Here is a 22253-nt window from a genome sequence, read left to right on the forward strand (position 1 = left end):
TTTTTCTAGAGTGTTCGTTGGCAAAAGTTCCAACGACACACTGAGAACGCCAGTAACTCTGGATACGCTGAGAAATCTTATGGTTTCCTAGCGCAAGAATCCCCAACTATAATCTCCGATTTAGTTGGGGTGCGTTCAAACACTGGATAATGATAAGGTTGCTTGTAAGAAATAAACTACATGAGTCTCAAAATTTTTGTGCCACTTCTATCTTCTATTTCTTTAACTCTTCTCACTACCACTCTTAGTCCGAATGAAGTGATGGGACAAACTTCTAAGGAAATTAGTTCAAAGCTTAGTTTACCTCAAGTTCTGGATGCGATCGATCTATCTTTCAAGAACAAACAAATAGATCCAGAAATTGATCGATGGTTACGCAGTAAAAGAATCGTCCTTCTAACTGGAAGAATAACGCCTGAATTAGCAGAAAGAATTACATCTGAATTAATTTTTCTAGATGCCAAAGCACCTGGGAAAGATATTTATTTGTACATTAACTCTAAGGGTGGTGAGATACAATCGGGGTTGGCAATATACGACACTATAAAATCGCTGAAATCTGACGTGGTGACGGTTAGTGTGGGAGAATGTAGCTCAATGGCAGCTATGTTGTTAGCCAGCGGTACTAAAGGAAAGCGCTTTGCTCTACCTAACTCAAGAATCATGATTCATCAACCTACAAGTGGTGTTGACGGACAAGCAAGTGAGATCGCAATTGAAGCTAAAGAAATCTTGTATTTAAAAAGTTTACTTAACAGCTTACTAGCTCAACTAACAGGTCAACCAATAAAAAAAATCGAGGTTGATAGCGATCGAGATTTTTTCATGTCAGCGCAGGAAGCTAAAGTATATGGAATAGTTGACAAAGTAATTAATCAACTCCCCTCAGCTTCTACCCGCTAAATGAACTATCGGTAGGGTGCGTTAGTGCAACGTAACGCACCATTCACCATAATTAAAATAATCCCCATAACAATTGAAACAAATGGCGAAGTTTGTTGCAGTTACAGAAGCAATAAAAACTCTGACTGAAGCTGAATCAAGGTTTAACTTAAGCCGAACTGAGGATGAAGCTTTTTTTACCGAATGGCAAACTGAATTACCAAGTCTGAGTGATTCTGAACACACTGCTTTAGATACTCTGCGACGTAGATTACTCTATCACAGATCCGATGGAGAATTGCTAGAAGGAGCAGTAACGTTATTGGTAGCATCGCCTTTATTAGAACTAGCAGGATTTTACGATCCACCATTTAAAATGAAAGCGGAAGCTGCAATTGAAATTGCGATCGATGATGGGGAAGAAACCTTACGCGGAAGAATTGATGTTTTGATTTTGCAAAATCAGCTTTGGGTAATGATTTTGGAGTCTAAAAAAACTACTATTTCTGTGCGATCGGCATTACCGCAAGCATTAGCATATATGATGGCAAATCCAGATTTGAATAAACCGCGATTTGGGATGTTAACGAATGGCGATGATGTGTTATTTGTGAAACTTTTAGCTCAACCAATGCCTCAATACGCATTGTCAAGGGCATTTTCAATTTATACTGTGGTGAGTGAATTGCGATCGGCTTTTCAAATCCTCAAACATTTAGGGCAAAGTATCATTAACACCTAAGTCAGATTGGGTATTTTTATCTTAGCAACTTCTCTATAAGTTTGAGCAACCAGATCCCCGACTTCTTCAAGAAGTCGGGGATCTAAAAGACATCTCCAAAAAACATTGTAGAGACGTTTCATGAAACGTCTCTACAAGATTTATAGGCGACGCACCTTTAATTTCTGGAGATGCCTAAAGAATATACTGCTTTAATACATCGGGCAAAATGTAACAGTTTGCTTGTTGTTCTATCAAACAGCGCCGACGTAAAGATTGCACTACATTCACTAAATCTGACGGGGGAATTTTGGTATTTTCTAGTAATTTTACCAATTTAATTCCCTCGCCTTCTCTCGCCATCAAAGAAAGAACTTCTTTTTCCCAATCAGATAAGCGGCTAATAGTTTGTTGTAAATTATCTTGCAATTCTCCCGGCAATAAAATAGTATCATCTTGCAATAACTCAGTTACGCATCCTCCCAACTCTTGAAACAAATTCCCGACGCTTTTTAACCAGAATGGGTTGCCTTGGTAGCGATGAATAATTGCTGAGTAATTCTCCATTTCTCCCAACCCGTAATTTCTGAGTAGTTCCCGTGCAGATTTAATATCTAAACCAGTAATTTGTAAAGTACAAATAGCAGGATTTTGGTTTTTAGCTTGAGTAACTTCTCTGGGTTGTTCCCAACCAATTAACAAAAAGCAACTTTGATGAGATAATGTTTCTATGTTTTTAAATAAATAGCGATATTCTTCATATTCTGGTTTATACTTTCCTGCTAATTCGCCGCTACTGAAAAGGTTGTGAATGTCATCCAAAACTACTAAACAGCGATGTTTTTGTAAATACTTAAGTAACGTTAAAGGTTTTTGGTTAGTTGCAGATGAATCTAGCTGTTCTGGTTGTGAGAAAAACTGGATTAGTTTATCTTGAAATTCAGCTAAGGTGGGAGAAGTTTCTAAATTGCACCAAATAACATACTCAAATTCATCTTTTATTTGTTGTACGAGTTGCGCCGCTAATGTAGTTTTGCCGATACCACTGATACCTGTTAGTGCTATTAAGCGACAGCGTTGTTCTAAGATTAATGTTTTTAGGGTTTCTAGTTGGGGAGTGCGATCGTAAAAAACACCCAACTCCGGCATTTCACTTAAATCTTGATGTGAAGTTTTAGTTTGTTTCGAGTTAGCTGTTTCCTCATTATGTGCGTGTGAGTTTGGTGTATCTGGCGGGTGTCTAGCTTCTGGACAATAATTAACGCAATTTATTCGCACAGACTCTTGTGGTGAAAAATATTTTGAAAATATGGAGACTTGCAATCTCTCGATTGTCGATCGAAAATTCGATTTACTAACCTCTTCCCCTAACTGTTCTGAAAGTATCCGCCATAATTCCGATCCTACTTCCCTAACCCGACTTTCAGAACAATCAAAATCCTTAGCTATTTCCTTATATGTCTCATGTTGTAGAGTACCCCGCAGTATCGCTTCTTGCAAATCATCAAGGTGCTGACCAGTTTTGGCAAACACTATGTCATCAGCGAATTTTAACATTTCTTTAAGATTCATCTGGTTAGGTAGATGGGAGCTTTTTCGGTATTGTAGCGCACATCTGCCAACATTTTCGCACATTTCCGTACATTTTCGTACAAAATTGGATTGACGAGAAGGAAAAGCACGGTAAAATTGGCGGCAAAATTGTACATTTTTTGGCTAGACAAAGTTTTGATTTAAAAAGATCATAAGAGAAGCAAAGCGTAATGTTAAAGATTCAACGCTTGCCATTTTATATCCTGTAATGGCCTTTTAGACCACATTTATGGTCTAAATTAGTAGTTCGACTGCTAATTGTAATTTCACAAATAAGTCTATATAGGTAATCGATTTTTACTTATGAGCCTAGAAAATACATGGACTTGGGCTGATATAGTTCAACTTCTCGCAGGCTTTATCTTGTTTATGGTGGGTACCTGGATAGGTAAGAATCAAGAGAAGTCAATTAAACAAACAAAAGGTCTTACCGAAAAGATAGATCAATCAGTTAGTGAAACACAAACGCTTACCCAAAAGATAAATAAGTCAGTTGGTCTAACAGAAGGTATTGCCCAAAAGATAGATAAGTCAGTTAGTAAAACACAAACGCTTACCCAAGATATAAACGGTCTTACCAAAAAGATAGATCAGTCAGTTAGTGAAACACAAACGCTTACCCAAGATATAAAAGGTCTTACCGAAAAGATAGATCAATCAGTTAGTCAAACACAAACGCTTACCCAAGAGATAAATAAGTCAGTTGGTCTAACAGAAGGTATTGCCCAAAAAATAAATAAGTCAGTTGGTCTAACAGAAGGTATTGCCCAAGAGATTAAATCTCTTCAAACTGGACTATCAGAATTGGAAATGTCTGAAAAAATTGGCGTGATTGAATGGGGATTAAACCGAGTTTCTCAGAGAGAAGCAGGTGCAGCGCCAGCATTACTTTATGATTGCTTAGCTGTATTGCCGATATTGGAGTTTTCTGGTGAACCTCTAGCCAATAAGTATGCCAATCTCTTGCTTAAATCTTTAGAATTATTAACTGAGCATTATTCAGTTGACAACAACCCAATGGCTGCTATTTTGATTGCGGATTCATTAAAAGCCATTGAAAAACTTAAGAGTAGGGGAAGACAAGAAATAGCTGAAAATATGACAGATGCTTTAGCAAGATACTTAGACAGCGTGAAATATAACGATAAACAAAAAGCAGAGGAAATTTGTTCTTACTTATTACAACCAGAAACAGTGAAACTAGTTTTGAATTTAGGAAAGGGTGAGACTCTAAAAATAAGCAGATTACTCGCACCATGTAATCAAATAAAGTTAGATAAATCTTAGTTTTATGATATCTACGAAGATTCCTTTTGTAATATTTAAATCATTTTTTAATGGTTCTATCAGAATTAAACTTGATTGGGAGAGTTTAATAAGTGAGCAAGTTACCATTAATATGAGTTTTTTTGAGGAATTAGAAAATCCTTCAAGTTGGTATTTGCCCTGGTATCTCAATGATGTAGATGAGGAAGTCAGCTACTTAGCGCCAAATGCACGTCAACTTACACTAGCTGATATTCCCAAGGCTATAAATCATCTTAATAGTAAGCGTAGAGACAAAATTCAAGAGCTATTAAGTCGATTCATAAATAGCACTCAACCAGTTCAACTTGTGATTGCAACATACGCATTACCAGATGGCAAACACTTGATAATGGATGGCAATCATCGTTCCTCTGCTCTCATTCTTGCTGGAGTTAAAGCTAGATTAATGGTTTTTGAGATGTTTGGGCCTCTCGACCCCGAATTACTTCCAGATTTGCGCCTCTGGAAAGACTAGAGTTCGTGTTGCTGAACCTAGCATATAGGAAGGAAAGAACAGCAATGTTGGAAACTAGAGTTAATGTTGTATATTCTACTAACTCTGAGCAGGTTGAATCTACATTTGAGGGCTTAATGCTTGATTTGAGATTGGCTGGAATCAATGTTGTTTCAGATGGACGCACATCAGCTTGGAAAGGTTCGACAATTCAGGGGATTAATATTTTTTTGGAACAACCTTCTGACTTAGAATATTCAGAAGAGGAAAATCTTTGGGTAGCACTTATTGATTCGCAGGTTATTAGAGAGGTAGAAGATATTATTCCGAGCAATTCTGGCATATCTGAAAGTGGTATATCTCTGCCAATATCCTAACAATCTAAATTGCAATATGATGATTGGATGGTTGCTGATATAGCAGCTTACATATTGAGCGATATGCAAGAGAGGACGCTTGGCGATACGCAATCTTGGCACGCTACGCGATCGCACTCTCTTTTTTCAGATCAGCGATCGCCTAAAATGAAACAGCGATCGCACTCTTATTTTTCTCAGGTGCGATCGCTGTTTTTTTGGAGTGCGATCGCACCATCTAAACTAAGTTGTAAAATCTAACTAATTGGCTGCCCAAAGAAGAGATAAATCGCTGTATTGTTGGAAGATTGGATCGGCACTCACAAGCGTCATGCCCTCTATTTTAGCTTGGGCAATTAGCATTCGATCAAAAGGATCTCGATGATGTAATGGTAACGCAGCTGCTTGTAAGGCATGAGGCGCTGTAATTTCCAGAAATCGCGCACCTAAATTTACCATGCGCGTCGAAATATAACTATCTATTGGTTCTGGCAATGACAACTTTCCGATCGCAACTTTGATACCGATTTCCCAGATACTAGCAACAGAAAACCATAATTCATTAGTTTCATCAGCAATTTGTGCGATCGCATCCTCACTCAAACGTTCTGGTTGGGCAAACCACCACAACCAACAATGAGTATCTAACAACAATTTCATTCTTCATTTCCCTCGAATGCTGCCAAAATCTCTGTTGGCAAAGGATCGTTAAAGTCCTCTGGCACGATAAATTTGCCTCGATCTTGCCCTAAACTAGATCGGCGATTGGATGAGGTACGAAATGGAACTAACTTTGCGATCGGGATGCCTTGATTTGCAATAATAATTTCTTCTCCAAGTGCCACACGAGACAATAGACGTGATAAATCCGTTGTAGCTTGATGGATATTTACAGTTTCCATGCTGGTTGATCAACTAAGTCCATAAACTTAAGTTTAATATGATTTTGATGGTTGTGTAAGAGTGAGTTCATTAGCCATCACAATACCCACTGGAAATTTGCTTTGCAATTTGATGATTGAATGGATGGCGAAGAGGCAGTAAAACAAAGAGGGTTATGCAAGAGATCCGGCGCAAGCGATACGCAAGAGAGCACACTACGCGATCGCACTCTCTTTTTTCAGATCAGCGATCGCCTAAAATGAAAAAGCGATCGCTCTTTCCATCAACATTTCAGGAAATTCCTCTTTTGAGTTGCATTATTATCAATCTTCTGGATTTATTTCTCCATCAACAACTACCAACTCCACACCACAGCGAGTTGCTGCTTGGGCTAATCTAATATCAAGTGTTGCGATCGGCAATTGTAATCGTAATGCTAACTCTAAATATGCTGCATCATAAGCTGCTAAACCTTCTTGCCTTCCTAACAACAAAGTTGATGAAAGTGCATAGTTATTAGTAGATTCGTCAATGTGAATTAACAGTGATTGTAACAAAGCAATAGCTAACTCCGATTGTTCAGTAGTGATGCGATTACGTCGTTCAGCAACCAGTAAAGTATTAGCAATTTCTAGCGACCAAATTCCCGGTACATAAGCTTCAGAATCCGGCATCATAGCCAATATAGCATTCGCATAATTATCATTTTCATCTACTAAGCACCAACTGATTGCTATCGAACAATCCAAGACAAACCGCATTAAAACCTGCGCCCCTCTTCAATCATTTCGCGAATAGAATTTTTATCTATTCCTACTTCTTGCCTTAGTTGTTGCATTTTGGCAACTGCTTCTTGAATAGATTGTTTAGTAGTTGGTTTTCCCCAAGCATTATACTGTGGTTTAGTTTCTTCAGATGATAACGGCTGTATAACTACCACCACTTCAACAGAAGTATTTTTAAGCTTGGTAGGCATCTGGAGAAGCAATATGCCATCTGTTCCAATTTGCGATCGCAGTTTCATTGTTTCCATATCATAGTAGAGAAGTTTTGCCAAATTATAGCTTACTTGAGAGCAATTTACCGAATAATAAACAACCAAAACTAAGAGCGATACGCAAGAGAACACGCTTCGCGCAATCGCGTAGCGCAGCGCCAAAAGCGATCGCACTCTCTTTTTTCAGATGAGCGATCGCTGTGAGCAGAAATTTTTGGTAAACTGTAGCGCGTACTTAAATCTAATAGCGTACATTTGTGTGTGGAAATAATTCCAAACGAAGCCTTTGTAGTTCGTGGTGGTCGTAATCGCCCAGAAGATATTCAACGTGCCACAGGAACCCACCCCAGCGGCATTACAGGAATTTCTGTAGAATGTGCAGTAAGATTGTCAGTAGCAGAGCTAGCATTAGCAATCCCTCATGGACAAGTTGGCGTAACGACAGTAGGCGAAGTTCGCGTCCAAGGAGGAGATGTGATCCGTACTTCTGGTAGAAGTTTAAATCATGCAACTCTGACTGGCTTAACGCCAGAGCAAGCAAGCTTTCTGCTAACACCAACAATTCCCAATCCAGCAAAGCAATCATCTCGATTAGAGTAAAATTATGAGTCACCCTAAAATTTTTGCAGACTTTCATAATGCCGATGAACAAGGTCGCCTTCGTCTAAATTGTGTGGGAACAATAGAAGACTTAAGTCGCCAAAATATTAAGTTGCAAAATGGTCAATTGCTCACCCTTTATAGCGAAGAATTAGAAGCTGATGGTGTAGTTCAATATTCAGAAGAGGAAAATCTTTGGGTAGCACTCATTGATTGGCAGGTTATTAGAGAAATAGAAGATATTATTCCGAGCAATTCTGGCTTATCTGAAAGTGGTATATCTCTGCCAATATCCTAACAATCTAAATTGCAATATGATGATTGGATAGTTGCTGATATAGCAGCTTGTATATTGAGCGATATGCAAGAGAGTACGCTATGCGATACGTAAGAGAGGCACGCTACACGATCGCACTCTGTTTTTTTCCGATGAGCGATCGCCTAAAATGCAAAAGCGATCGCTCCCTCTACACTTAGCAAGCAAAAAGATAATTTTATAGGATAAAATCTTGTCATATCCATGAATAGATTGCTACCAGCCATGCTCAGAACTATTGAAGGCATTTATCAAAATGGGCAAATCGAACTAAGCGAATTACCGCAGAACATGAGCGATCGCACTCAAGTTCTCGTCACCTTTCTGGAACCGGGCAAAATCGATCCAACTAAACTAAGCCAGCTGATTGAAAAACTAGAAACGATCGCAGGTATTCAGCAAGGTTTTGAGGAACTCAACGCTGGGCAAACTCGCCCGCTCGGGAATTTCATCCAAGAAATGCAACAGAAATATGACATTTCAAGTTGAAATTACCCCAATTGCAGAAAGCCAAATCGAGCAAGCTTACTGCTGGTATCGAGAACGGAATCCTGAGTTTGCCGATCGCTGGTTTCGCGGATTAATGAATGCGATTTCAACACTTCAAGAAAAACCCCAACGTTGTGCCAAAGCCGTCGAACAGGAAATTTTTCCTGAAGAAGTTCGACAACTACTTTAGGGAAAATCTAAAAATATGTACCGAGTGCTATTTACTATTCGAGAGCCGAAAGTTTACGTTTTGTATGTTCGCCATAGCGCACAAGCACCGTTGACTTTAGACGATCTAAAAGAGGAATTATAGAGAAGCTATCACACTACAAAAAAGAGCGATATGCAATCTTGGCACGCTACGCGAACGCACTCTCTTTTTTCCGATGAGCGAGCGCCTAAAATGAAACAGCGATACGCAATCTTGGCACGCTACGCGATCGCACTCTTATTTTTCTCAGGTGCGATCGCTAATTTCTAGCATTACCAATTTGATGATTGGATGGGTGGCAATGTAGCAGACAATATTCGATCTACAATGCAAATTTTTGTAGGCGTTAAAGTTGTCTAGCTGATGGGATATGATTAACCTAACTAAGTGTTTGTACTGCCGACTTGCCTGTAATATTAACATCAACTGTAGCTAAAATTAATCCATAGTAAATAGCTGTAGCGACAATAAATCGATCCGCAGGGTCTTGATGGGGAAGTGCAATTTGGCGACTTAAAATAGCAATGTCGTAATTCATTTTGGCTTCTCGAGTTTCCAGAGTTTTTAAAGCTAAGTTAACCCATGTAATAGGATCGGGCTGTAAAGATAGCCGTCCTTTTTCTGCAAGAATGAGAGTTTCCCAAATACTAATTGGACTAAGCCAAAGTTCAGTATTAGAATCAACGATTGCATTTTGTAGTTGCAGCGAAAGGCGTTGGTCGCCAAGTAAATACCAGAGCCAAATGTGAGTATCGAGTAAAAGTTTCATTGTAAAACTTCCCAAGGTTCAGCTACAGGAGCGATTAAATCTCCTAAGATTTCACCGCTTCCTTTCATCACCCCAAAAGTAGGTCGTGAAGCTTGGGTGGTAGCAGGATAAATAATCACTAATGGTTTTCCTTCATGGATGACGGTTAGCGGGGTTCTGGTACGTTCAACCTCTATAAATAGAGTCTGGAGGTTCTGTGGTAATTCTGTCGTGGTAATTTGTGTCATTTTTTGCTCGTTCACAATCCGATCTATTTCTATTATTATAATCCGATGCTTAGCAAGCAGAATGATAGGTTTTTTCCGATGAGCGATCGCCTAAAATGAAACAGCGATACGCAATTTTGGCACGCTACGCGAACGCACTCTTATTTTTCTCAGGTGCGATCGCTGTTTTTTGTAGTGCGATCGCCCTTTCTCTTAAGCTATTTTTAAACAAAGAAATTAAACATCTTTAATACTCACAAACTTATCCATCTTTATCATTACTATCGCTCTAAGCAGATCTGACTGTATTGTGAAAGATATCTTTAGCGGACATAATTAAATAATTAATGAAAACCTAAGATTAAAATAACTTTAAATACTATAACCTATTTCTGAAGATCGATCGCCCTATTAGCCAGAGATTTAATTCCCTGGCTAAACTGTTAAAGTCACACTAACTAAATCGCCACAGCCGACTTTTGATAAATTTCCGTTACAACTTTAGCTAACCGTCGCATTCCCTCGGCAATATCTCCATCAGTTGCAGTCAAACTAATGCGAATACATTGGTTTTTATGTCCCCATTCTTCTCTTAAACCGGGGAAGAAAGAACTACCAGGAACGACAATTACACCAACTTTTTTCAACAATTGGTACAATTCCCAATCAGTAATCGGTAAGTTTTCTAACCATAACCAAGCGAAAATGGCTCCTTCACCTCTATGTAAAAACCAAGGTAAATCTTGAGGCATTGACTCATCAAGAGTGGCTTCGACTATGACAAACTTTTGTTGATAGTAAGGGCGAACTACTGTTGTCGCGAGTTCTGCTAATTCACCAGATGCGATCGCTTTGGCGGCAATTGCTTGTCCATAGCGAGATGAATGAATACACATATTAGTTTGGAACGATTCCAAAATTTGTATTATCTTTTCATCTCCGATCGCCACACCAATCCTTTCTCCCGGTAATCCCGCTTTCGATAAACTCATACAATGGACAATATTTTCCCCAAATACCGGAGACATTTCCGTAAAATTCAAAGCCGGAAAAGGCGGCCCATAAGCCGAATCAATTAATACTGGAACATCATAAGGTTCTGCTAAAGTCGCAATTTTCCCAACCTCATCTTCACTCAAAACATTACCTGTCGGATTGCAAGGACGAGAAAATAATATACAACCAGTAGTTTCATTAATCTCTAACTGGCTGAAATCTGGGCGATATTTAAACCGATGTGCAGATGCGTCAATCTCTAATTCTGGTTTATAAGATACTAAAGCTTCTGGGATTAAAGTTACACCACCATAACCAGTATAATCTGGGCTTAAAGGCAAAACTATTTGCTTTAATTGACCATTTTTACTATAACCACCAAAAGCATTAGCTGCATAAAAGTAAATACTTTGACTGCCCGGAGTAATCAAAATATTTTGATGAGTTAAATTTAACCCATAGTGACGATTAAATTCATTAGCAATTGCATCAATTAAAGGTTCATAACCTTGAGATTGACCGTAGCGGCAAACTACCTCACCATAATCAGAGCTACTCAACAACTCTTCGGTGTATTTGCGCCATAGCTGCTCAATTTCCGGTAAAATCACCGGATTTCCGGGACTTAAATTAATAAATTGCTCTCCTATATTAGCTTTTAGGGTTTGTGCAATATCTTTCATGATTGCCCGCACGCCTGTAAGCTGGGACATTTGATTACCAAATTGAGTCAGGGCAGGATTCATAGGATTGAACTAAACTAAATTACAAAAGTTTACTAAGGTGCTAAGAAATTGGGAAGGGGTTGACAAGCATGAACAATTAGAAATTAACTATTGTCAATGGGTGAACCTTTAGGGAGTTCTGGGGTAAAAATAGCCTCCTACATCAAAACGACTGGTTTTTCTGTGAAAACTGAGCATCGATGGGTGCTTCCCAATCACTTATTAACCGATGCTAATCGATTACTTGACTTGTAGTACACTTCTATCTGTAGCAGATCGCTTCGGTAAATCGGAAAAAATGTGCTATTTTCTTCAAAATCATTAAATTTAGAGCCATTATAAATTGGGAAAAGTATGATAAAAAGTATTAAGTACAAAAGCGATCGCCCCCCATCCCCCCATTTTTAGCGTCAACGCCTAACGCCCAATAATTTTCTCAGGGCGAAGTTGGGGCACACACAAAAGGTAAAAAGACGAAGTTGGGTCTTGTGAATGCAACTTTGGATTAAACAAGGCTCCTATAGTGTGGTTGATTTGATGGTAATTTACCTCTGGGGACTAGAAAATGTAAAATTTATGGCGAATTAACGAAAGATGGCAGATTATCCTAATAAACATTTTTGGGATCACCTCAGCAATGCTAAATTATTGCGTTCTTCCTTAACCTTTTTAGCGTTATTTTGTTGTGGTTGTGCGATCGTCTTTGTAATTAATTATTTTTACTCATTGATTACCATCTTTACCATTGCTGCTACCTTAGCTGCTTTGTTAAATTATCCCGTCAAATGGCTGAAGAAATTCATCCCACGAGGATGGGCGATTGCGATCGTTTGTTCATTATTTTTACTGATTATTGTCACCCTAATTACCAGTTTGGGATTTGAAGTAATCACACAAGGGCAAGGATTAGCTAATAGCTTATTTAATTTTATTAGAGCCAACGAGATTACCCCAATAAGCAAATTTTTGCAATCTATTCAAATAGACAAATTTATTGCCACCCTGCAAACTGGGTTGCTTACAGGTATCGGATTTTTACAAGGAGTATTTTCCAACTTTTTAACGGCTGTTTTCATTGCCGTAATTTGTGTTTATATGCTCATTGATGGGGAAAAAATTTGGGTAGCTTGTTTAAAACTGTTACCTTTTGATGTGCGCGATCGCTTTAGTGTTACCTTTCAAAAAAGTTTTCTTGGTTTCTTTCGCGCCCAAATTTTACTAGTTCTTTTCCTGTCTGTTTCTTGCTGGATTGTCTTCACTCTAATCGGAGTCAAATACGCTTTATTTTTATGTTTGATTTTAGGGATAATTGATGCAATTCCGGGGATTGGAGGAACCTTGTGTGCGATCGTCGTTACCTTACTGGTACTCGTATCCCAAAACTTTTGGATGGCAGTCAAAGTTTTAATTACCTGTACAATTTTACAACAAATTCAAGATAACTTAATTGCTCCCAAATTGATGAAAGCCAACTTAGAAATTAATCCAGTCCTGCTATTTTTAGCCTTATTTTTGGGGGAACGAGTTGCCGGAATTCTCGGTATATTCTTAGCGGTGCCGATCGCTGCTATGATAGTAAGTTGGATGAAAGAACCAGTCAAATCAGAATCAATAGAACCCTTGGCTGACCAGCCGAAATCCCCATAAAATAAATCCTCATTAAACTTATGCCTTGGCAAGTTGATTTTTATCGTCGTCCCCTGAAAGATTCCACCGGACAAACTTTGTGGGAATTGGTAATTTGTGACCCCAAAAATAACTTGACATATCAAGCATTATGCCCCCAATCAGAAGCTAATGCTAATTGGTTAGTTGCCCAATTCCAAAAAGTAATAACTTCCCCGGAAAATCGACCCGAAAAAATCCAAGTATTTCGCCCCCAATCACTCAGCTTAATTCAAATTGCTGCCGATAAATTAGGGATTGCAGTGGAAGCAACCCGCCGCACCGAGAGTTTAAAAAACTGGTTAAAAGCACGGCAATATTCCCAAAATGGCGAACCTTTTGATCCAATAACTTTAGAAAAACCGCCACCAATTCCTTTACCTGAACAGCTTTGGGGAGAAAAATGGCGCTTTGCCACTTTGATGGCGAGTGATATTGAAGATAGTTTTGCTGGACAACCAATTCCCATTTTAGAAATGCCAGAATTTCTCTTACCAATCAACTTAGGAATAGCTTCAACTTTGCCAGTTCCGGGAGTAGTTATTGATGGAGGGAAACAATCTTTAAGGTTAGCACGTTGGATACAGGAATCTCGACCTGTGGCGCTGAATTATATTCCTGGTGCGCCTGATGGCTTAATTTTAGAAGCTGGGTTAGTAGATAGGTGGGTTGTCGCGACTTTTGCAGATGAAGAAGTTACTGTAGCAGCGAAAATATTTGAACAACGTAAACAAGAATCTAAAGGACTTCATTTTTTATTAGTGCAACCTGATGATTCGGGAATAACTTACAGTGGATTTTGGTTATTACAAAATGTAGCTGAAGGATAGACAACGATAACGCAAAAGTATATTTTATCAGCTAGTTCTCTCGTACTTGTAAGTAGGTAGATATAAATAAAGTGAAAACTAGGGTGGGCAGGGTGCCCACCCCACAAGAAATCTGACTCTTGTGGGGTGGGCATCCTGCCCGCCCCATCCAAAGATAACTATTAAAACTTTATTTATTTACACCTACTTAAGGCTTGCTGAATAAAAGTAAAAAGTAAGAAAGGCAATGGTGAAAGCGCCTTTTTTGCATAAACAAGTGCAAGTTTTCCAGACCTTTTGGTGCAAAATCCTTGCCTTTTTTCAGGAAATTGTAGGGACACGGCATGAAAGAGATAACGTAAGAGTTGCAAATATTAATGATGCCGTGTCCCTACCCCCACCTCAGCTTATTGCCCGCTAGATTAGAAAGAACTATCGATACATTGTTGTTATCATATACTGCTTTAATACCAATGGCAATGTATAAAAACTTTCTTGTGGTTCTATCAAACAGCGCCGCAACAAAGATTGCACTACATTCACTAAATCTGACGAAGGAATTTTGGTGTTTTCTAGTAATTTTGCTAAGTTAATTCCATTGCTTTCTCTCGCCAACAAAGAAAGAACTTGTTTTTCCCAATCAGATAAGCGGCTAACAGTTTGCTGTAAATTATCTTTCAAATCTTCCGGTAATAAAATAGGATCATCTTGTAATAACTCACTCACACATCCTCCCAACTCTTTAATCAGAGTCGCCACGCTTTTTAACCATAAAGGATTGCCTTGATAGATGTGAATCAGTTCTGAGTAGTTATCGATTTCTGCTAAACCTTTATCTTTGAGAATTTGCCATCCAGCAGCAATATCTAAACCAGTGAGTTGTAAAGTACAACTGGGAATATTTTGGCTTTCGATTTGAGAAAATTCTCTTGGTTGTTCCCAACCGATTAACAGAAAGCAGCTTTGATGGAATAATGTTTTTATCTGTTTGAATAAACTGCGATATTCTTCGTATCCTGATTTATATTTTCCTGCCAATTCGCCGCTAATGAAGAGATTTTGAATATCATCTAATATGACTAAGCAGCGATATTTTTGTAAATATTTAATTAGAGGTAATGGTTTTTGGTTAGTTGGAGGTGAATTTAGGTTTTCCGACTGGGAGAAAAACTGGATTAGTTTATGTTGAAATTCGTCTGGGGTGTGAGATTCATCTAGATTGCACCAAATTACATACTCAAATTCGTCTTTAATTTGTGCTACGAGTTGTGTTGCTAATGCAGTTTTGCCGATACCGCTGATGCCTGTGAGTGCGATTAAGCGACAGCGTTGTTGTAAAATCCAGGTTGTGAGGGTGTCGAGTTCGGAAGTGCGATCGTAGAGAACACCCAACTCTGGCATTTCACTTAAATCTTGATGAGATGTTTTAGTTGGTTTTGTATTAGATGTTTCCTCATTAGGTGGATGTGAGTTTGGTATATCTGGCGGTTGTCTACTTCCCGCACAAACGTTAAAAGTACTGCTCACTACAACGTCTTGTGCAAAGTTTACAACATTAGAGTTTTGCAATCTTTGCATTGCCGATCGAAAATTCGATTTACTAACTTCTTCTCCTAATTCTTCTGAAAGTATTTCCCATAATTCTGCTCCCACCTTTCTTACACTACTTTCAGAACAGTCAAAATCTGTAGCTATTTGCTTATATGTCTCCCGTTGTAGAGTTCCTCGCAGTACCGCCTCTTGTAAATCGTCAAGATGTTGACCTGTTTTCTCGAAGACTATTTTATCCGCGAGGTTTAACATTTCTTTAAGATTCATTGAGGTAGGTAGATGGCAGCATTTTTTGTATGATACCGCACTTTTAGCACAATTTTCTACTTTTTTGTACAAAATTAGATTTAAGAGAGTGAAAGTAGGGAAAAAATGGTGACAAAATTGAACATTTTTGGGGTAGACAAAGCTTGGATTTATGAAGGATCATAGGAAAAATATTCCAGCCTATATTTAGGTATTGAACACTATATAGCGTTCACGATTGGTTCATCAAATACGAAAAATTTATGTACTCAGAACTTTTAAGCAGTTCCAAGCCAGGATTGATAATCATAATGATTGATCAATCAACTTCAATGTCTGACAAATATGCAAATTCAACCAAGGCAGAATTTGCTGCTTTAGCAGTTAATCGAATTATAGCCGAAATCATTGAAGCTTGTGCAGTTGGTGATGAAATTAGAGACAGGTGCTATGTGGCTGTAATCGGCTATGGTGCAGGTGTGAATGTACTTTTTCTCGAAAAAGTATCGGATTTAGCAAAGAACCCCAATACAACCACTGTCAAGAAAAAACAATCTGATGGTGCGGGTGGATTAGTCGAGGTGGATGAAGTTATGCGAGTTTTTGCAAATCCTGTTGCAAGTGGAGGAACACCCATGGCACAAGCTTTTCGACAAGCTTATAAGGGAGCAGAAAAATTTGTTTCTAGCCATCCAAATACTTTTCCACCTATTATTATCAATATTACTGATGGAGAACCTGATAGTATTGACGACGCAATTGTTGAAGCTAACAAACTATCACAACTTAAAACTACTGACGGCAATGTAATTATACTCAATGCACATATTTCTACGGCATCAGCAGGTAAAGTAGAGTTGCCAAACAGTAATTCTGCTTTGAGCGCTAATAAGTTTGCCAACTTTTTGTTTGATATTTCAACTGTGCTACCAGATGTTCTTGCTAGTAAAGCTAAAGATGTAGGTTTTAATGTTCAGCCTAATTCCAGAGGATTCGTATTTAATGCAGATGCTGAGACACTTATTAGGATTCTCAATTTTGGTTCTTTAGGGGCATTACGCTAAAGTTCTTTATGCCTGAACATTTTAGGGAGTAATAACACTATGCCAATCATTCCTATTTTTAGGGGTAGGACACCTAAAAAAAATGAAAATATTACCGATTGTCAAGATTGTTTTGAAATTAACGAAGCAGAAAATTGTTTTGCAATTGCTGATGGTGCCAGTCAATCATTTTATCCAAATATATGGGCTGAACTGCTTGTAAACAATTTCTGCCAAAATCCTCAAATAAATGAACAAAATTGGCAGACATGGCTTGCCCCTATTCAAGATGAATGGCTGCAAGAGGTACAACAACGAGTAACAAAAGCTGAAACTGAAAAAAGACCAGTCTGGGTAACTAACAAAAATCGCTTAAATTTTCGGGAAGCGGCAACATCTACATTTATAGGCTTACAATTTCTTGACAATCAAGTAAAAGTATCTATTGTTGGTGACAGTTGCTTGTTTATTCTAAAAGGGAATGAACTAAAACAAACATATCCGCTAAAGAGTTCAAAAGATTTTAATGATAGACCAGCCTATTTTGCTAGTTACTCCAAGGACAATCAATATGTGCCTAGTTTTTTTGACATCCCTTTAGATTCTAAAAAATCTCAGGATTGTTTTTACTTTATTCTGGCAACAGATGCCCTATCTGAATACATCTTTCAGTGTAGAGAACAAGAAAAAAATATTTTTAATACTTTACTCAAAATTTCCTCACAAGAACAGTTTGAGAATTTTGTAGCAGAGGTCAGAAATGCTGAACATATAAGAATGAAAAATGATGATGTTACTTTGATAATATTAAAATTAAGTGATATGAGTTTAGCATTAGGATACACTAAGGTAAAACGAGAAAGTAATGGAGAAAATTTATCGGAAGAACCAAAAACAAAAAAGAGTGTTGAACAATTAAACAAAGAAAATAGAAGGTTGAAACATCAGCGCTTTGCTTTGGGTATTTTAGCTGTAATTCTTTTGGCTTTTGTACTTGTAGATAAAATAATCATTAATAATAACACTTTAGAACAACCAGAAAAAATTAAATCTCAGACTATTCAGCTTCTTCCACTTCCAAAAGGAAGTATTATCTACAAAAATTCTGAGTTGTCAGAGGTTCTGGTAGATTCGTTATCTAATTCATTTGAAGTAAAAATCATAGAACAACAAGGCGGATGGATTAAAGTTGAAATAGATCTGTATGCTTTTACGGAACTCCTCGTCAATAAAGAATGTGCTGATTGTGCCGATGGTGAAATGGAAATACTGTCTAACAAAAATCTTAGAGTATTCCCTTGCCAATCTGAACAGAATGTTTTTGGGCAACTAAAAGAACAATCAAAATTTAAAAAAATAAAATTTGATGGGCTGCCAAATTGGAGTAAATTCAAATTTGTGGGGTATATAAAAAATGAAGTATCCGCTCCGAAATGAATATAATACAGCCGTTAGAAATCTTGATAAGTTTGTATTTGACAGCATCATAAACAAAGGAACGCCTGTGAAGCAAACCAGCAATCAGAATTTTTTACGTTCATATAATGGTGGAAAAGCTATTGTTTATGAAATTCAGACAAATACAAAAAAGTATGCTCTTAAATGTTGGGTTGAGGATTTAGGTGATCTGAAAAATCGTTATCAAGAAATTGATCGCTATCTTCAAACCATTAAAATTTCTTATTTTGTCGAGTTTTCCTATAATGAAAAAGGGATTTTAGTAAATGGTGAAAAATTTCCGATTATCAGAATGGAATGGGTAGACGGTATTAGCTTTAAGAGATTTGTAGCTAATAATATCACCAACCCGGCTTATATTCGTGATTTTGCCGATCAATTCTTGGAAATGGTAAAGATACTGCATCAAAATAATATTTCTCATGGAGACTTACAACATGGTAATATTATGATGCGTGAAAATGGGAAGATATGCTTAATTGACTATGATAGTTTGTATGTTCCTCGATTAAGCAATGAAAGAGACAATATTAAAGGATTGCCAGGATATCAGCATCCAGGGAGAAACAAGCTGGCTAAACTTAGTCCTAAGTCTGATTATTTTTCCGAACTTATTATTTATTTATCATTACTTGTTATATCAGAAAATCCCAGTTATTGGCAACAGATAGAACAAGAAGAGAGGCTACTTTTTTCTGACAATGATTTGAAGAAACCGGATGCGTCTCAAATATTTACAAAACTGAAAAATCTTTCCCCGGAGATTCAGTATTTTACAAGAGAGCTAGAGAAATTTTGTCGAAAATCAGATATTGAAACATTACAACCACTGGAAAATTTAGTAACCGCTTACACAGGCTCAAAAGTAAGTTGGGATTTTCCTCCTATTAAGATTCCAAACTTGTCCCCACCACCACCAATTTCTATCGATTTGAATAATCCAGCTTGGGATATCTTGGCAATAAATACATCGAGCAACTCTAGTTCAGTCAATGTGAATATTTCAAATAATTGGGATAAGTTTGATGTTGGTTCGTCTGTTTGGGATAAATTTGATGTAAATAAACCAGCCGATGAGTGGGGTAAATTTGGGGAACCTTCTAAGCAACCAGATGACAGCATTTGGGATAAATTTGATCAGATTTGGAATAAAGTTTTCAAATCTGTATCATCTATTTGGAATAGGTTTGTAAATTGGTTTAATTAGTGACGGTATATTATTGTAATGGAACACTGCAATAATATGTCATGTTATAATTAATACTAAATACTCAATATGACTCAACAAGAAACCGGGTTTCTGCCATAAATTTTATCTTTTCCAGAGATTTGATTAAGAAACCCGGTTTCTGACTTCATCGCGATCGCCTACGGCACGCCGCGCGATCGCATTACCAAAAAAAAGATCGATCGCAGTTTGTTTTTTCGGATGAGCGATCGAGTCATGCCAAAGTAACTCCTTCGAGTAGTCCGATCGATACTCGTTATACTCAAAATATCAATCCTCCCCAGATGCCGTGATGACCATCAAAGAACTACTCCTCCAAGAAATCGATAGCACCCCTGATGAACTGCTCACCGATCTTCTTTCCTTGGTGCGATCGCTCAAATCCTCCACCCACCCCCAACTCAATATCTACGAACAACTGCTAGAGCGAATTGACTACCTGGAAGCGATCATCGGCATCCGCAAAGGACTCGAAAGCTTCGATCGAGGTGAAGGCATCCCAGCCGAGCAAGCCATGACAGCGCTACAACAGCAGTTCAACATTCCTCCCCGTCCATGAGTTATCTAGTCATCATCCAACCACCCGCCTTTGCAGAAATTGAAACCGCCTACCGTTGGATGTGCGATTATCTCAGTGCTGATGCGGCAAACCAGTGGTACTATGACCTCCAAGATGCGATCGCATCTCTGCAACAGTTTCCTTACCGTTGCTCAGTTGCACCCGAAGCTGCCATCATTGGTCGGGAAATTCGACAACTATGGGTTGGTAAAGGAAGAACCTATCGAATTCTGTTTGTGGTGGAGGGCGATACGATCGCAATATTACACATTCGTCACCGCCGTCAAGCCCCTCTAGGTACTGAGCCGCCAGAGTAATCGCATCAAATAGTCAATAAAAAGCGATCGCCCTTCTTTATAAATTAACTTGAAACAAATAAACCCAACATCTTTTTCCACTCACAAACTTATCCATTTCTATATTACTAATGTGATGATTTTTCCTAGTCTAATTTTTTAAATATCGCAATGTAGATTGCACCCAACACTTTAGTATCCCAGCCCTAATTAATCATCTTTAGGGCCAAATACCATTTGTAAAACCATTTGTTGACCGCCTTCTTGATGATGTCGATCGGCCCATTCGCGGATCACTTCATCTAATTCTTCCATTGCTCTGTCAAAGCGATCGGGTGGAATGTCCAATTCTTCCAAAACGCGCATCACATTTGGCTGTCGTTCTTGCCACCCCTTCATTAACCGGAAATATCGCGCCGTGTCCTCCACCATGATAAAAGTACGTTCCTCATCGTCCGAAGGCGAGTAGGAAGAACGGGTGAGGGCGTAAAAAGGCAACCCCCAAGGACAATCAATTCTCGTAACTGTGCCCGCATAAATTAAACGGCGTTTGATGTGTTCTGCCAAAGCTTCGCTCAAAGGAACTCGTTTATCTTTTGGCAAAACTTCCTGAGAACGGTTGTGGAGAAATTCAATTAACTCCATAAATTGAAACGAGTTAATCAGTTGAGCATCTGGCAGCAGGGGAGGTAATTTTTCCTCAATCTGCCGTTTCTCCTCTGACGTGAGACTGGTACCGGAAATGCGCGATCGTCCCGGCATCCAAGGATAATGTTCTAGCCAGACATAAGGAAACTGAATCAAATAACGTGGTTCCTGAGAACCCAACATTTTTAACAGTTTGCCCTCTGTGAGCGCTTGTCTGACTTCTTCAACGATCGCCTTTACCCGCTTTGGCTCAATATGGTGCAAATGACCAGTCATGCGGAGGTTCTGACCCTGCTCCAAATATGTCATGTAAATGGCGCATTTGGCAGCTGTGGCTGCTGCATCCAGAAACGCTCCGTGTCGGTGTCCGCTTGTTCTCATGGCACTAAATGCCAGATAAAGCATGATCTGATCCATTGCACTGGGACTGAGGCGTTTGATCAGATCTAGGTCGTTACTCATAAGTAGAAGAGATTGTATCGCATAAATTCAAAATTTCAAGTTTTTCGAGGATCAAGCCACTGCTGAGGATATCTAGCGCAACCAGGCAGAAATAACTATACAGTTAAAAACCCACAGAAAAGCTTTGTACAAGCTTTCTTTCCTTAGAGCCTTCTGGCACTAGCTTTTTTCAGCTTTATGCCAGAAGCTGTTAGCTTACGCTATAATCCATCACCAATGGAATGATTACTATGATTGCACCCATAATTTCTGCTGTAGACAGTTTTAAGTTAAGTTTCCGAGCCACCCTGCTTATCAAAATTTAGCCGATCGGCAGCCATAAATACCACTTATACTGGCTAAAAAATAAAAAAAAGTCAAAAACCCACGCTAAGATTATCTTGGCATGGGTTGGTAAGGAAATAGGAAGTTTACCTAGCCTATTGTTCACTTACCGTTGTATGATAATGGTAAGATAATTGGCTTATTTGTCTTTAGAGAAACAAAAGCCGAATTAGCAGAATAGCTCAGCGGTGAAAGCCTAGATTATTAGCAAGGTTTCGGGTGACAAATATTCTGTTTCTCTAACCTCTGCGTCCACTACCTCGGTGATCGTCCTTAGTCTTAGCCCAAGGGTATGAGATAATGGATTCTAAATTAACAGATTCCTCTGAATTTTCCCTAGTAATAGCTTGTGATTGAAGGTTGAAACTTTGGCAAGTAATTGTAAGGAAAACCAAAAGTAAAGAGTTAACAGTAAATTTGAGATGTCCCATATAAATTTTTGAATCTCCTGCATTTCTA

Annotated in this window: 28 protein-coding genes and 1 pseudogene; 18 read left to right on the top strand and 11 right to left on the bottom strand. The window is 38.4% G+C overall.

Features of this window, described 5'->3' with window-relative positions; all coding sequences use genetic code 11:
• The first annotated feature begins 180 nt into the window (after positions 1-180).
• Both ACE1CC_RS06970 and ACE1CC_RS06975 read left to right on the top strand, forming a co-directional pair.
• Positions 181-903, top strand: a complete 723-nt coding sequence (locus tag ACE1CC_RS06970; RefSeq protein ID WP_413269742.1) for an ATP-dependent Clp protease proteolytic subunit — start codon at positions 181-183, stop codon at positions 901-903.
• A gap of 82 nt (positions 904-985) precedes the next feature.
• On the top strand, positions 986-1624 hold the full coding sequence (locus ACE1CC_RS06975) for a type I restriction endonuclease (protein WP_413269743.1): 639 nt from the start codon (positions 986-988) through the stop codon (positions 1622-1624).
• A gap of 174 nt (positions 1625-1798) precedes the next feature.
• Here ACE1CC_RS06975 and ACE1CC_RS06980 read toward each other — a convergent pair whose 3' ends face one another.
• Positions 1799-3175 carry an NB-ARC domain-containing protein gene (locus tag ACE1CC_RS06980; protein ID WP_413269744.1) on the bottom strand — a complete coding sequence of 459 codons (1377 nt, stop codon included), beginning with the start codon at positions 3173-3175 and terminating at the stop codon, positions 1799-1801.
• A 324-nt stretch (positions 3176-3499) separates the two neighbouring features.
• Between ACE1CC_RS06980 and ACE1CC_RS06985 the strand changes: the two genes are divergently transcribed.
• From ACE1CC_RS06985 to ACE1CC_RS07000, 4 genes are all read left to right on the top strand, one after another.
• The gene (locus tag ACE1CC_RS06985; protein WP_413269745.1) at positions 3500-4483 is read left to right on the top strand and encodes a methyl-accepting chemotaxis protein; all 984 of its coding nucleotides are present in this window, start codon (positions 3500-3502) and stop codon (positions 4481-4483) included.
• 112 nt (positions 4484-4595) lie between these two features.
• Positions 4596-4979, top strand: a complete 384-nt coding sequence (locus tag ACE1CC_RS06990; RefSeq protein WP_413269746.1) for a hypothetical protein — start codon at positions 4596-4598, stop codon at positions 4977-4979.
• A 44-nt stretch (positions 4980-5023) separates the two neighbouring features.
• Positions 5024-5335 (top strand): hypothetical protein, encoded by a 312-nt coding sequence (locus tag ACE1CC_RS06995; RefSeq protein WP_413269747.1) that lies wholly within the window; start codon positions 5024-5026, stop codon positions 5333-5335.
• Positions 5336-5362: 27 nt separating this feature from the next.
• Positions 5363-5575, top strand: a complete 213-nt coding sequence (locus ACE1CC_RS07000) for a hypothetical protein (RefSeq protein ID WP_413269748.1) — start codon at positions 5363-5365, stop codon at positions 5573-5575.
• Here ACE1CC_RS07000 and ACE1CC_RS07005 read toward each other — a convergent pair whose 3' ends face one another.
• The 4 genes from ACE1CC_RS07005 to ACE1CC_RS07020 form a co-directional block, all read right to left on the bottom strand.
• Positions 5576-5974, bottom strand: coding sequence for a type II toxin-antitoxin system VapC family toxin (locus tag ACE1CC_RS07005; protein ID WP_413269749.1), 399 nt, complete (start codon positions 5972-5974; stop codon positions 5576-5578). It lies immediately after the preceding gene.
• Positions 5971-6216, bottom strand: coding sequence for a type II toxin-antitoxin system Phd/YefM family antitoxin (locus ACE1CC_RS07010; RefSeq protein ID WP_413269750.1), 246 nt, complete (start codon positions 6214-6216; stop codon positions 5971-5973). Before ACE1CC_RS07010 ends, ACE1CC_RS07005 begins: the two co-directional genes overlap by 4 nt.
• Before the next feature lie 303 nt (positions 6217-6519).
• Positions 6520-6957, bottom strand: a complete 438-nt coding sequence (locus ACE1CC_RS07015; protein WP_413269751.1) for a type II toxin-antitoxin system VapC family toxin — start codon at positions 6955-6957, stop codon at positions 6520-6522.
• The gene (locus tag ACE1CC_RS07020) at positions 6957-7229 is read right to left on the bottom strand and encodes a hypothetical protein (RefSeq protein WP_459563815.1); all 273 of its coding nucleotides are present in this window, start codon (positions 7227-7229) and stop codon (positions 6957-6959) included. The genes ACE1CC_RS07015 and ACE1CC_RS07020 overlap by 1 nt, the downstream gene beginning before the upstream one ends.
• A 225-nt stretch (positions 7230-7454) precedes the next feature.
• On the opposite strand from ACE1CC_RS07020, the gene ACE1CC_RS07025 reads away from it, so the two are divergent.
• The 4 genes and pseudogenes from ACE1CC_RS07025 (at position 7455) to ACE1CC_RS36720 (ending at position 8911) form a co-directional block, all read left to right on the top strand.
• Positions 7455-7793 carry a flavoredoxin gene (locus ACE1CC_RS07025; RefSeq protein WP_413269753.1) on the top strand — a complete coding sequence of 113 codons (339 nt, stop codon included), beginning with the start codon at positions 7455-7457 and terminating at the stop codon, positions 7791-7793.
• A 4-nt stretch (positions 7794-7797) separates the two neighbouring features.
• Positions 7798-8091, top strand: a complete 294-nt coding sequence (locus ACE1CC_RS07030) for a hypothetical protein (protein WP_413269754.1) — start codon at positions 7798-7800, stop codon at positions 8089-8091.
• Positions 8092-8334: 243 nt separating this feature from the next.
• Positions 8335-8598: a hypothetical protein gene (locus tag ACE1CC_RS07035; protein WP_459563816.1), complete on the top strand. Its 264-nt coding sequence runs from the start codon at positions 8335-8337 to the stop codon at positions 8596-8598.
• Positions 8582-8911, top strand: a pseudogene (locus ACE1CC_RS36720) (type II toxin-antitoxin system RelE/ParE family toxin). The gene ACE1CC_RS07035 and the pseudogene ACE1CC_RS36720 overlap by 17 nt, the downstream one beginning before the upstream one ends.
• 277 nt (positions 8912-9188) lie before the next feature.
• Here the strand turns inward: ACE1CC_RS36720 and ACE1CC_RS07045 are convergent.
• Together ACE1CC_RS07045 and ACE1CC_RS07050 are read right to left on the bottom strand one after the other, a co-directional pair.
• Positions 9189-9578, bottom strand: coding sequence for a type II toxin-antitoxin system VapC family toxin (locus ACE1CC_RS07045; RefSeq protein ID WP_413269757.1), 390 nt, complete (start codon positions 9576-9578; stop codon positions 9189-9191).
• Entirely contained in the window at positions 9575-9805 is a 231-nt protein-coding gene (locus ACE1CC_RS07050) for a type II toxin-antitoxin system Phd/YefM family antitoxin (protein ID WP_413269758.1), read from the bottom strand. The genes ACE1CC_RS07045 and ACE1CC_RS07050 overlap by 4 nt, the downstream gene beginning before the upstream one ends.
• Positions 9806-9900: 95 nt before the next feature.
• Here ACE1CC_RS07050 and ACE1CC_RS07055 point away from each other — a divergent pair, with 95 nt between their 5' ends.
• Positions 9901-10035, top strand: coding sequence for a hypothetical protein (locus ACE1CC_RS07055; protein WP_413269759.1), 135 nt, complete (start codon positions 9901-9903; stop codon positions 10033-10035).
• A gap of 207 nt (positions 10036-10242) precedes the next feature.
• Here ACE1CC_RS07055 and ACE1CC_RS07060 read toward each other — a convergent pair whose 3' ends face one another.
• A complete protein-coding gene (locus ACE1CC_RS07060; protein ID WP_413269760.1) occupies positions 10243-11526 on the bottom strand; it encodes a valine--pyruvate transaminase in 1284 nt (427 codons plus the stop codon).
• Between the two features lie 573 nt (positions 11527-12099).
• Here ACE1CC_RS07060 and ACE1CC_RS07065 point away from each other — a divergent pair.
• On the top strand, positions 12100-13152 hold the full coding sequence (locus ACE1CC_RS07065; RefSeq protein WP_413269761.1) for an AI-2E family transporter: 1053 nt from the start codon (positions 12100-12102) through the stop codon (positions 13150-13152).
• A 20-nt stretch (positions 13153-13172) separates the two neighbouring features.
• Positions 13173-14000, top strand: a complete 828-nt coding sequence (locus tag ACE1CC_RS07070) for a Tab2/Atab2 family RNA-binding protein (protein WP_413269762.1) — start codon at positions 13173-13175, stop codon at positions 13998-14000.
• A gap of 411 nt (positions 14001-14411) precedes the next feature.
• On the opposite strand, the gene ACE1CC_RS07075 is transcribed toward ACE1CC_RS07070, so the two are convergent.
• Positions 14412-15797, bottom strand: coding sequence for an NB-ARC domain-containing protein (locus ACE1CC_RS07075; RefSeq protein WP_413269763.1), 1386 nt, complete (start codon positions 15795-15797; stop codon positions 14412-14414).
• Between the two features lie 290 nt (positions 15798-16087).
• Here ACE1CC_RS07075 and ACE1CC_RS07080 point away from each other — a divergent pair, with 290 nt between their 5' ends.
• Genes ACE1CC_RS07080 through ACE1CC_RS07090 form a run of 3 tightly spaced genes read left to right on the top strand, consistent with a single transcriptional unit; the run spans position 16088 to position 19484 of the window.
• A complete protein-coding gene (locus tag ACE1CC_RS07080) occupies positions 16088-16840 on the top strand; it encodes a vWA domain-containing protein (protein WP_413269764.1) in 753 nt (250 codons plus the stop codon).
• Between the two features lie 39 nt (positions 16841-16879).
• Positions 16880-18256 (top strand): hypothetical protein, encoded by a 1377-nt coding sequence (locus ACE1CC_RS07085; RefSeq protein ID WP_413269765.1) that lies wholly within the window; start codon positions 16880-16882, stop codon positions 18254-18256.
• On the top strand, positions 18234-19484 hold the full coding sequence (locus ACE1CC_RS07090) for a protein kinase domain-containing protein (protein WP_413269766.1): 1251 nt from the start codon (positions 18234-18236) through the stop codon (positions 19482-19484). The genes ACE1CC_RS07085 and ACE1CC_RS07090 overlap by 23 nt, the downstream gene beginning before the upstream one ends.
• Positions 19485-19645: 161 nt before the next feature.
• Here the strand turns inward: ACE1CC_RS07090 and ACE1CC_RS07095 are convergent, their stop codons facing one another.
• On the bottom strand, positions 19646-19771 hold the full coding sequence (locus ACE1CC_RS07095; protein WP_413269767.1) for a hypothetical protein: 126 nt from the start codon (positions 19769-19771) through the stop codon (positions 19646-19648).
• Between the two features lie 26 nt (positions 19772-19797).
• On the opposite strand from ACE1CC_RS07095, the gene ACE1CC_RS07100 reads away from it, so the two are divergent.
• Together ACE1CC_RS07100 and ACE1CC_RS07105 are read left to right on the top strand one after the other, a co-directional pair.
• A complete protein-coding gene (locus ACE1CC_RS07100) occupies positions 19798-20064 on the top strand; it encodes a hypothetical protein (protein ID WP_413269768.1) in 267 nt (88 codons plus the stop codon).
• The gene (locus tag ACE1CC_RS07105) at positions 20061-20381 is read left to right on the top strand and encodes a type II toxin-antitoxin system RelE/ParE family toxin (RefSeq protein WP_413269769.1); all 321 of its coding nucleotides are present in this window, start codon (positions 20061-20063) and stop codon (positions 20379-20381) included. The genes ACE1CC_RS07100 and ACE1CC_RS07105 overlap by 4 nt, the downstream gene beginning before the upstream one ends.
• 189 nt (positions 20382-20570) lie before the next feature.
• On the opposite strand, the gene hetR is transcribed toward ACE1CC_RS07105, so the two are convergent.
• Positions 20571-21470: a heterocyst differentiation master regulator HetR gene (gene hetR, locus ACE1CC_RS07110; protein WP_413269770.1), complete on the bottom strand. Its 900-nt coding sequence runs from the start codon at positions 21468-21470 to the stop codon at positions 20571-20573.
• Positions 21471-22253 lie beyond the last annotated feature (783 nt).

The sequence above is a fragment of the Floridaenema aerugineum BLCC-F46 genome, assembly GCF_041929345.1.
Lineage (GTDB): Bacteria > Cyanobacteriota > Cyanobacteriia > Cyanobacteriales > Aerosakkonemataceae > Floridanema > Floridanema aerugineum.

Coding starts and splice junctions, on each gene's coding strand:
- ACE1CC_RS06970 (WP_413269742.1), top strand. CDS start 181: ATGAGTCTCAAAATTTTTGTGCCACTTCTATCTTCTATTTCTTTAACT.
- ACE1CC_RS06975 (WP_413269743.1), top strand. CDS start 986: ATGGCGAAGTTTGTTGCAGTTACAGAAGCAATAAAAACTCTGACTGAA.
- ACE1CC_RS06980 (WP_413269744.1), bottom strand. CDS start 3,175: ATGAATCTTAAAGAAATGTTAAAATTCGCTGATGACATAGTGTTTGCC.
- ACE1CC_RS06985 (WP_413269745.1), top strand. CDS start 3,500: ATGAGCCTAGAAAATACATGGACTTGGGCTGATATAGTTCAACTTCTC.
- ACE1CC_RS06990 (WP_413269746.1), top strand. CDS start 4,596: ATGAGTTTTTTTGAGGAATTAGAAAATCCTTCAAGTTGGTATTTGCCC.
- ACE1CC_RS06995 (WP_413269747.1), top strand. CDS start 5,024: ATGTTGGAAACTAGAGTTAATGTTGTATATTCTACTAACTCTGAGCAG.
- ACE1CC_RS07000 (WP_413269748.1), top strand. CDS start 5,363: ATGGTTGCTGATATAGCAGCTTACATATTGAGCGATATGCAAGAGAGG.
- ACE1CC_RS07005 (WP_413269749.1), bottom strand. CDS start 5,974: ATGAAATTGTTGTTAGATACTCATTGTTGGTTGTGGTGGTTTGCCCAA.
- ACE1CC_RS07010 (WP_413269750.1), bottom strand. CDS start 6,216: ATGGAAACTGTAAATATCCATCAAGCTACAACGGATTTATCACGTCTA.
- ACE1CC_RS07015 (WP_413269751.1), bottom strand. CDS start 6,957: ATGCGGTTTGTCTTGGATTGTTCGATAGCAATCAGTTGGTGCTTAGTA.
- ACE1CC_RS07020 (WP_459563815.1), bottom strand. CDS start 7,229: ATGGAAACAATGAAACTGCGATCGCAAATTGGAACAGATGGCATATTG.
- ACE1CC_RS07030 (WP_413269754.1), top strand. CDS start 7,798: ATGAGTCACCCTAAAATTTTTGCAGACTTTCATAATGCCGATGAACAA.
- ACE1CC_RS07035 (WP_459563816.1), top strand. CDS start 8,335: ATGCTCAGAACTATTGAAGGCATTTATCAAAATGGGCAAATCGAACTA.
- ACE1CC_RS07045 (WP_413269757.1), bottom strand. CDS start 9,578: ATGAAACTTTTACTCGATACTCACATTTGGCTCTGGTATTTACTTGGC.
- ACE1CC_RS07050 (WP_413269758.1), bottom strand. CDS start 9,805: ATGACACAAATTACCACGACAGAATTACCACAGAACCTCCAGACTCTA.
- ACE1CC_RS07055 (WP_413269759.1), top strand. CDS start 9,901: ATGAAACAGCGATACGCAATTTTGGCACGCTACGCGAACGCACTCTTA.
- ACE1CC_RS07060 (WP_413269760.1), bottom strand. CDS start 11,526: ATGAATCCTGCCCTGACTCAATTTGGTAATCAAATGTCCCAGCTTACA.
- ACE1CC_RS07065 (WP_413269761.1), top strand. CDS start 12,100: ATGGCAGATTATCCTAATAAACATTTTTGGGATCACCTCAGCAATGCT.
- ACE1CC_RS07070 (WP_413269762.1), top strand. CDS start 13,173: ATGCCTTGGCAAGTTGATTTTTATCGTCGTCCCCTGAAAGATTCCACC.
- ACE1CC_RS07075 (WP_413269763.1), bottom strand. CDS start 15,797: ATGAATCTTAAAGAAATGTTAAACCTCGCGGATAAAATAGTCTTCGAG.
- ACE1CC_RS07080 (WP_413269764.1), top strand. CDS start 16,088: ATGATTGATCAATCAACTTCAATGTCTGACAAATATGCAAATTCAACC.
- ACE1CC_RS07085 (WP_413269765.1), top strand. CDS start 16,880: ATGCCAATCATTCCTATTTTTAGGGGTAGGACACCTAAAAAAAATGAA.
- ACE1CC_RS07090 (WP_413269766.1), top strand. CDS start 18,234: ATGAAGTATCCGCTCCGAAATGAATATAATACAGCCGTTAGAAATCTT.
- ACE1CC_RS07100 (WP_413269768.1), top strand. CDS start 19,798: ATGACCATCAAAGAACTACTCCTCCAAGAAATCGATAGCACCCCTGAT.
- ACE1CC_RS07105 (WP_413269769.1), top strand. CDS start 20,061: ATGAGTTATCTAGTCATCATCCAACCACCCGCCTTTGCAGAAATTGAA.
- hetR (WP_413269770.1), bottom strand. CDS start 21,470: ATGAGTAACGACCTAGATCTGATCAAACGCCTCAGTCCCAGTGCAATG.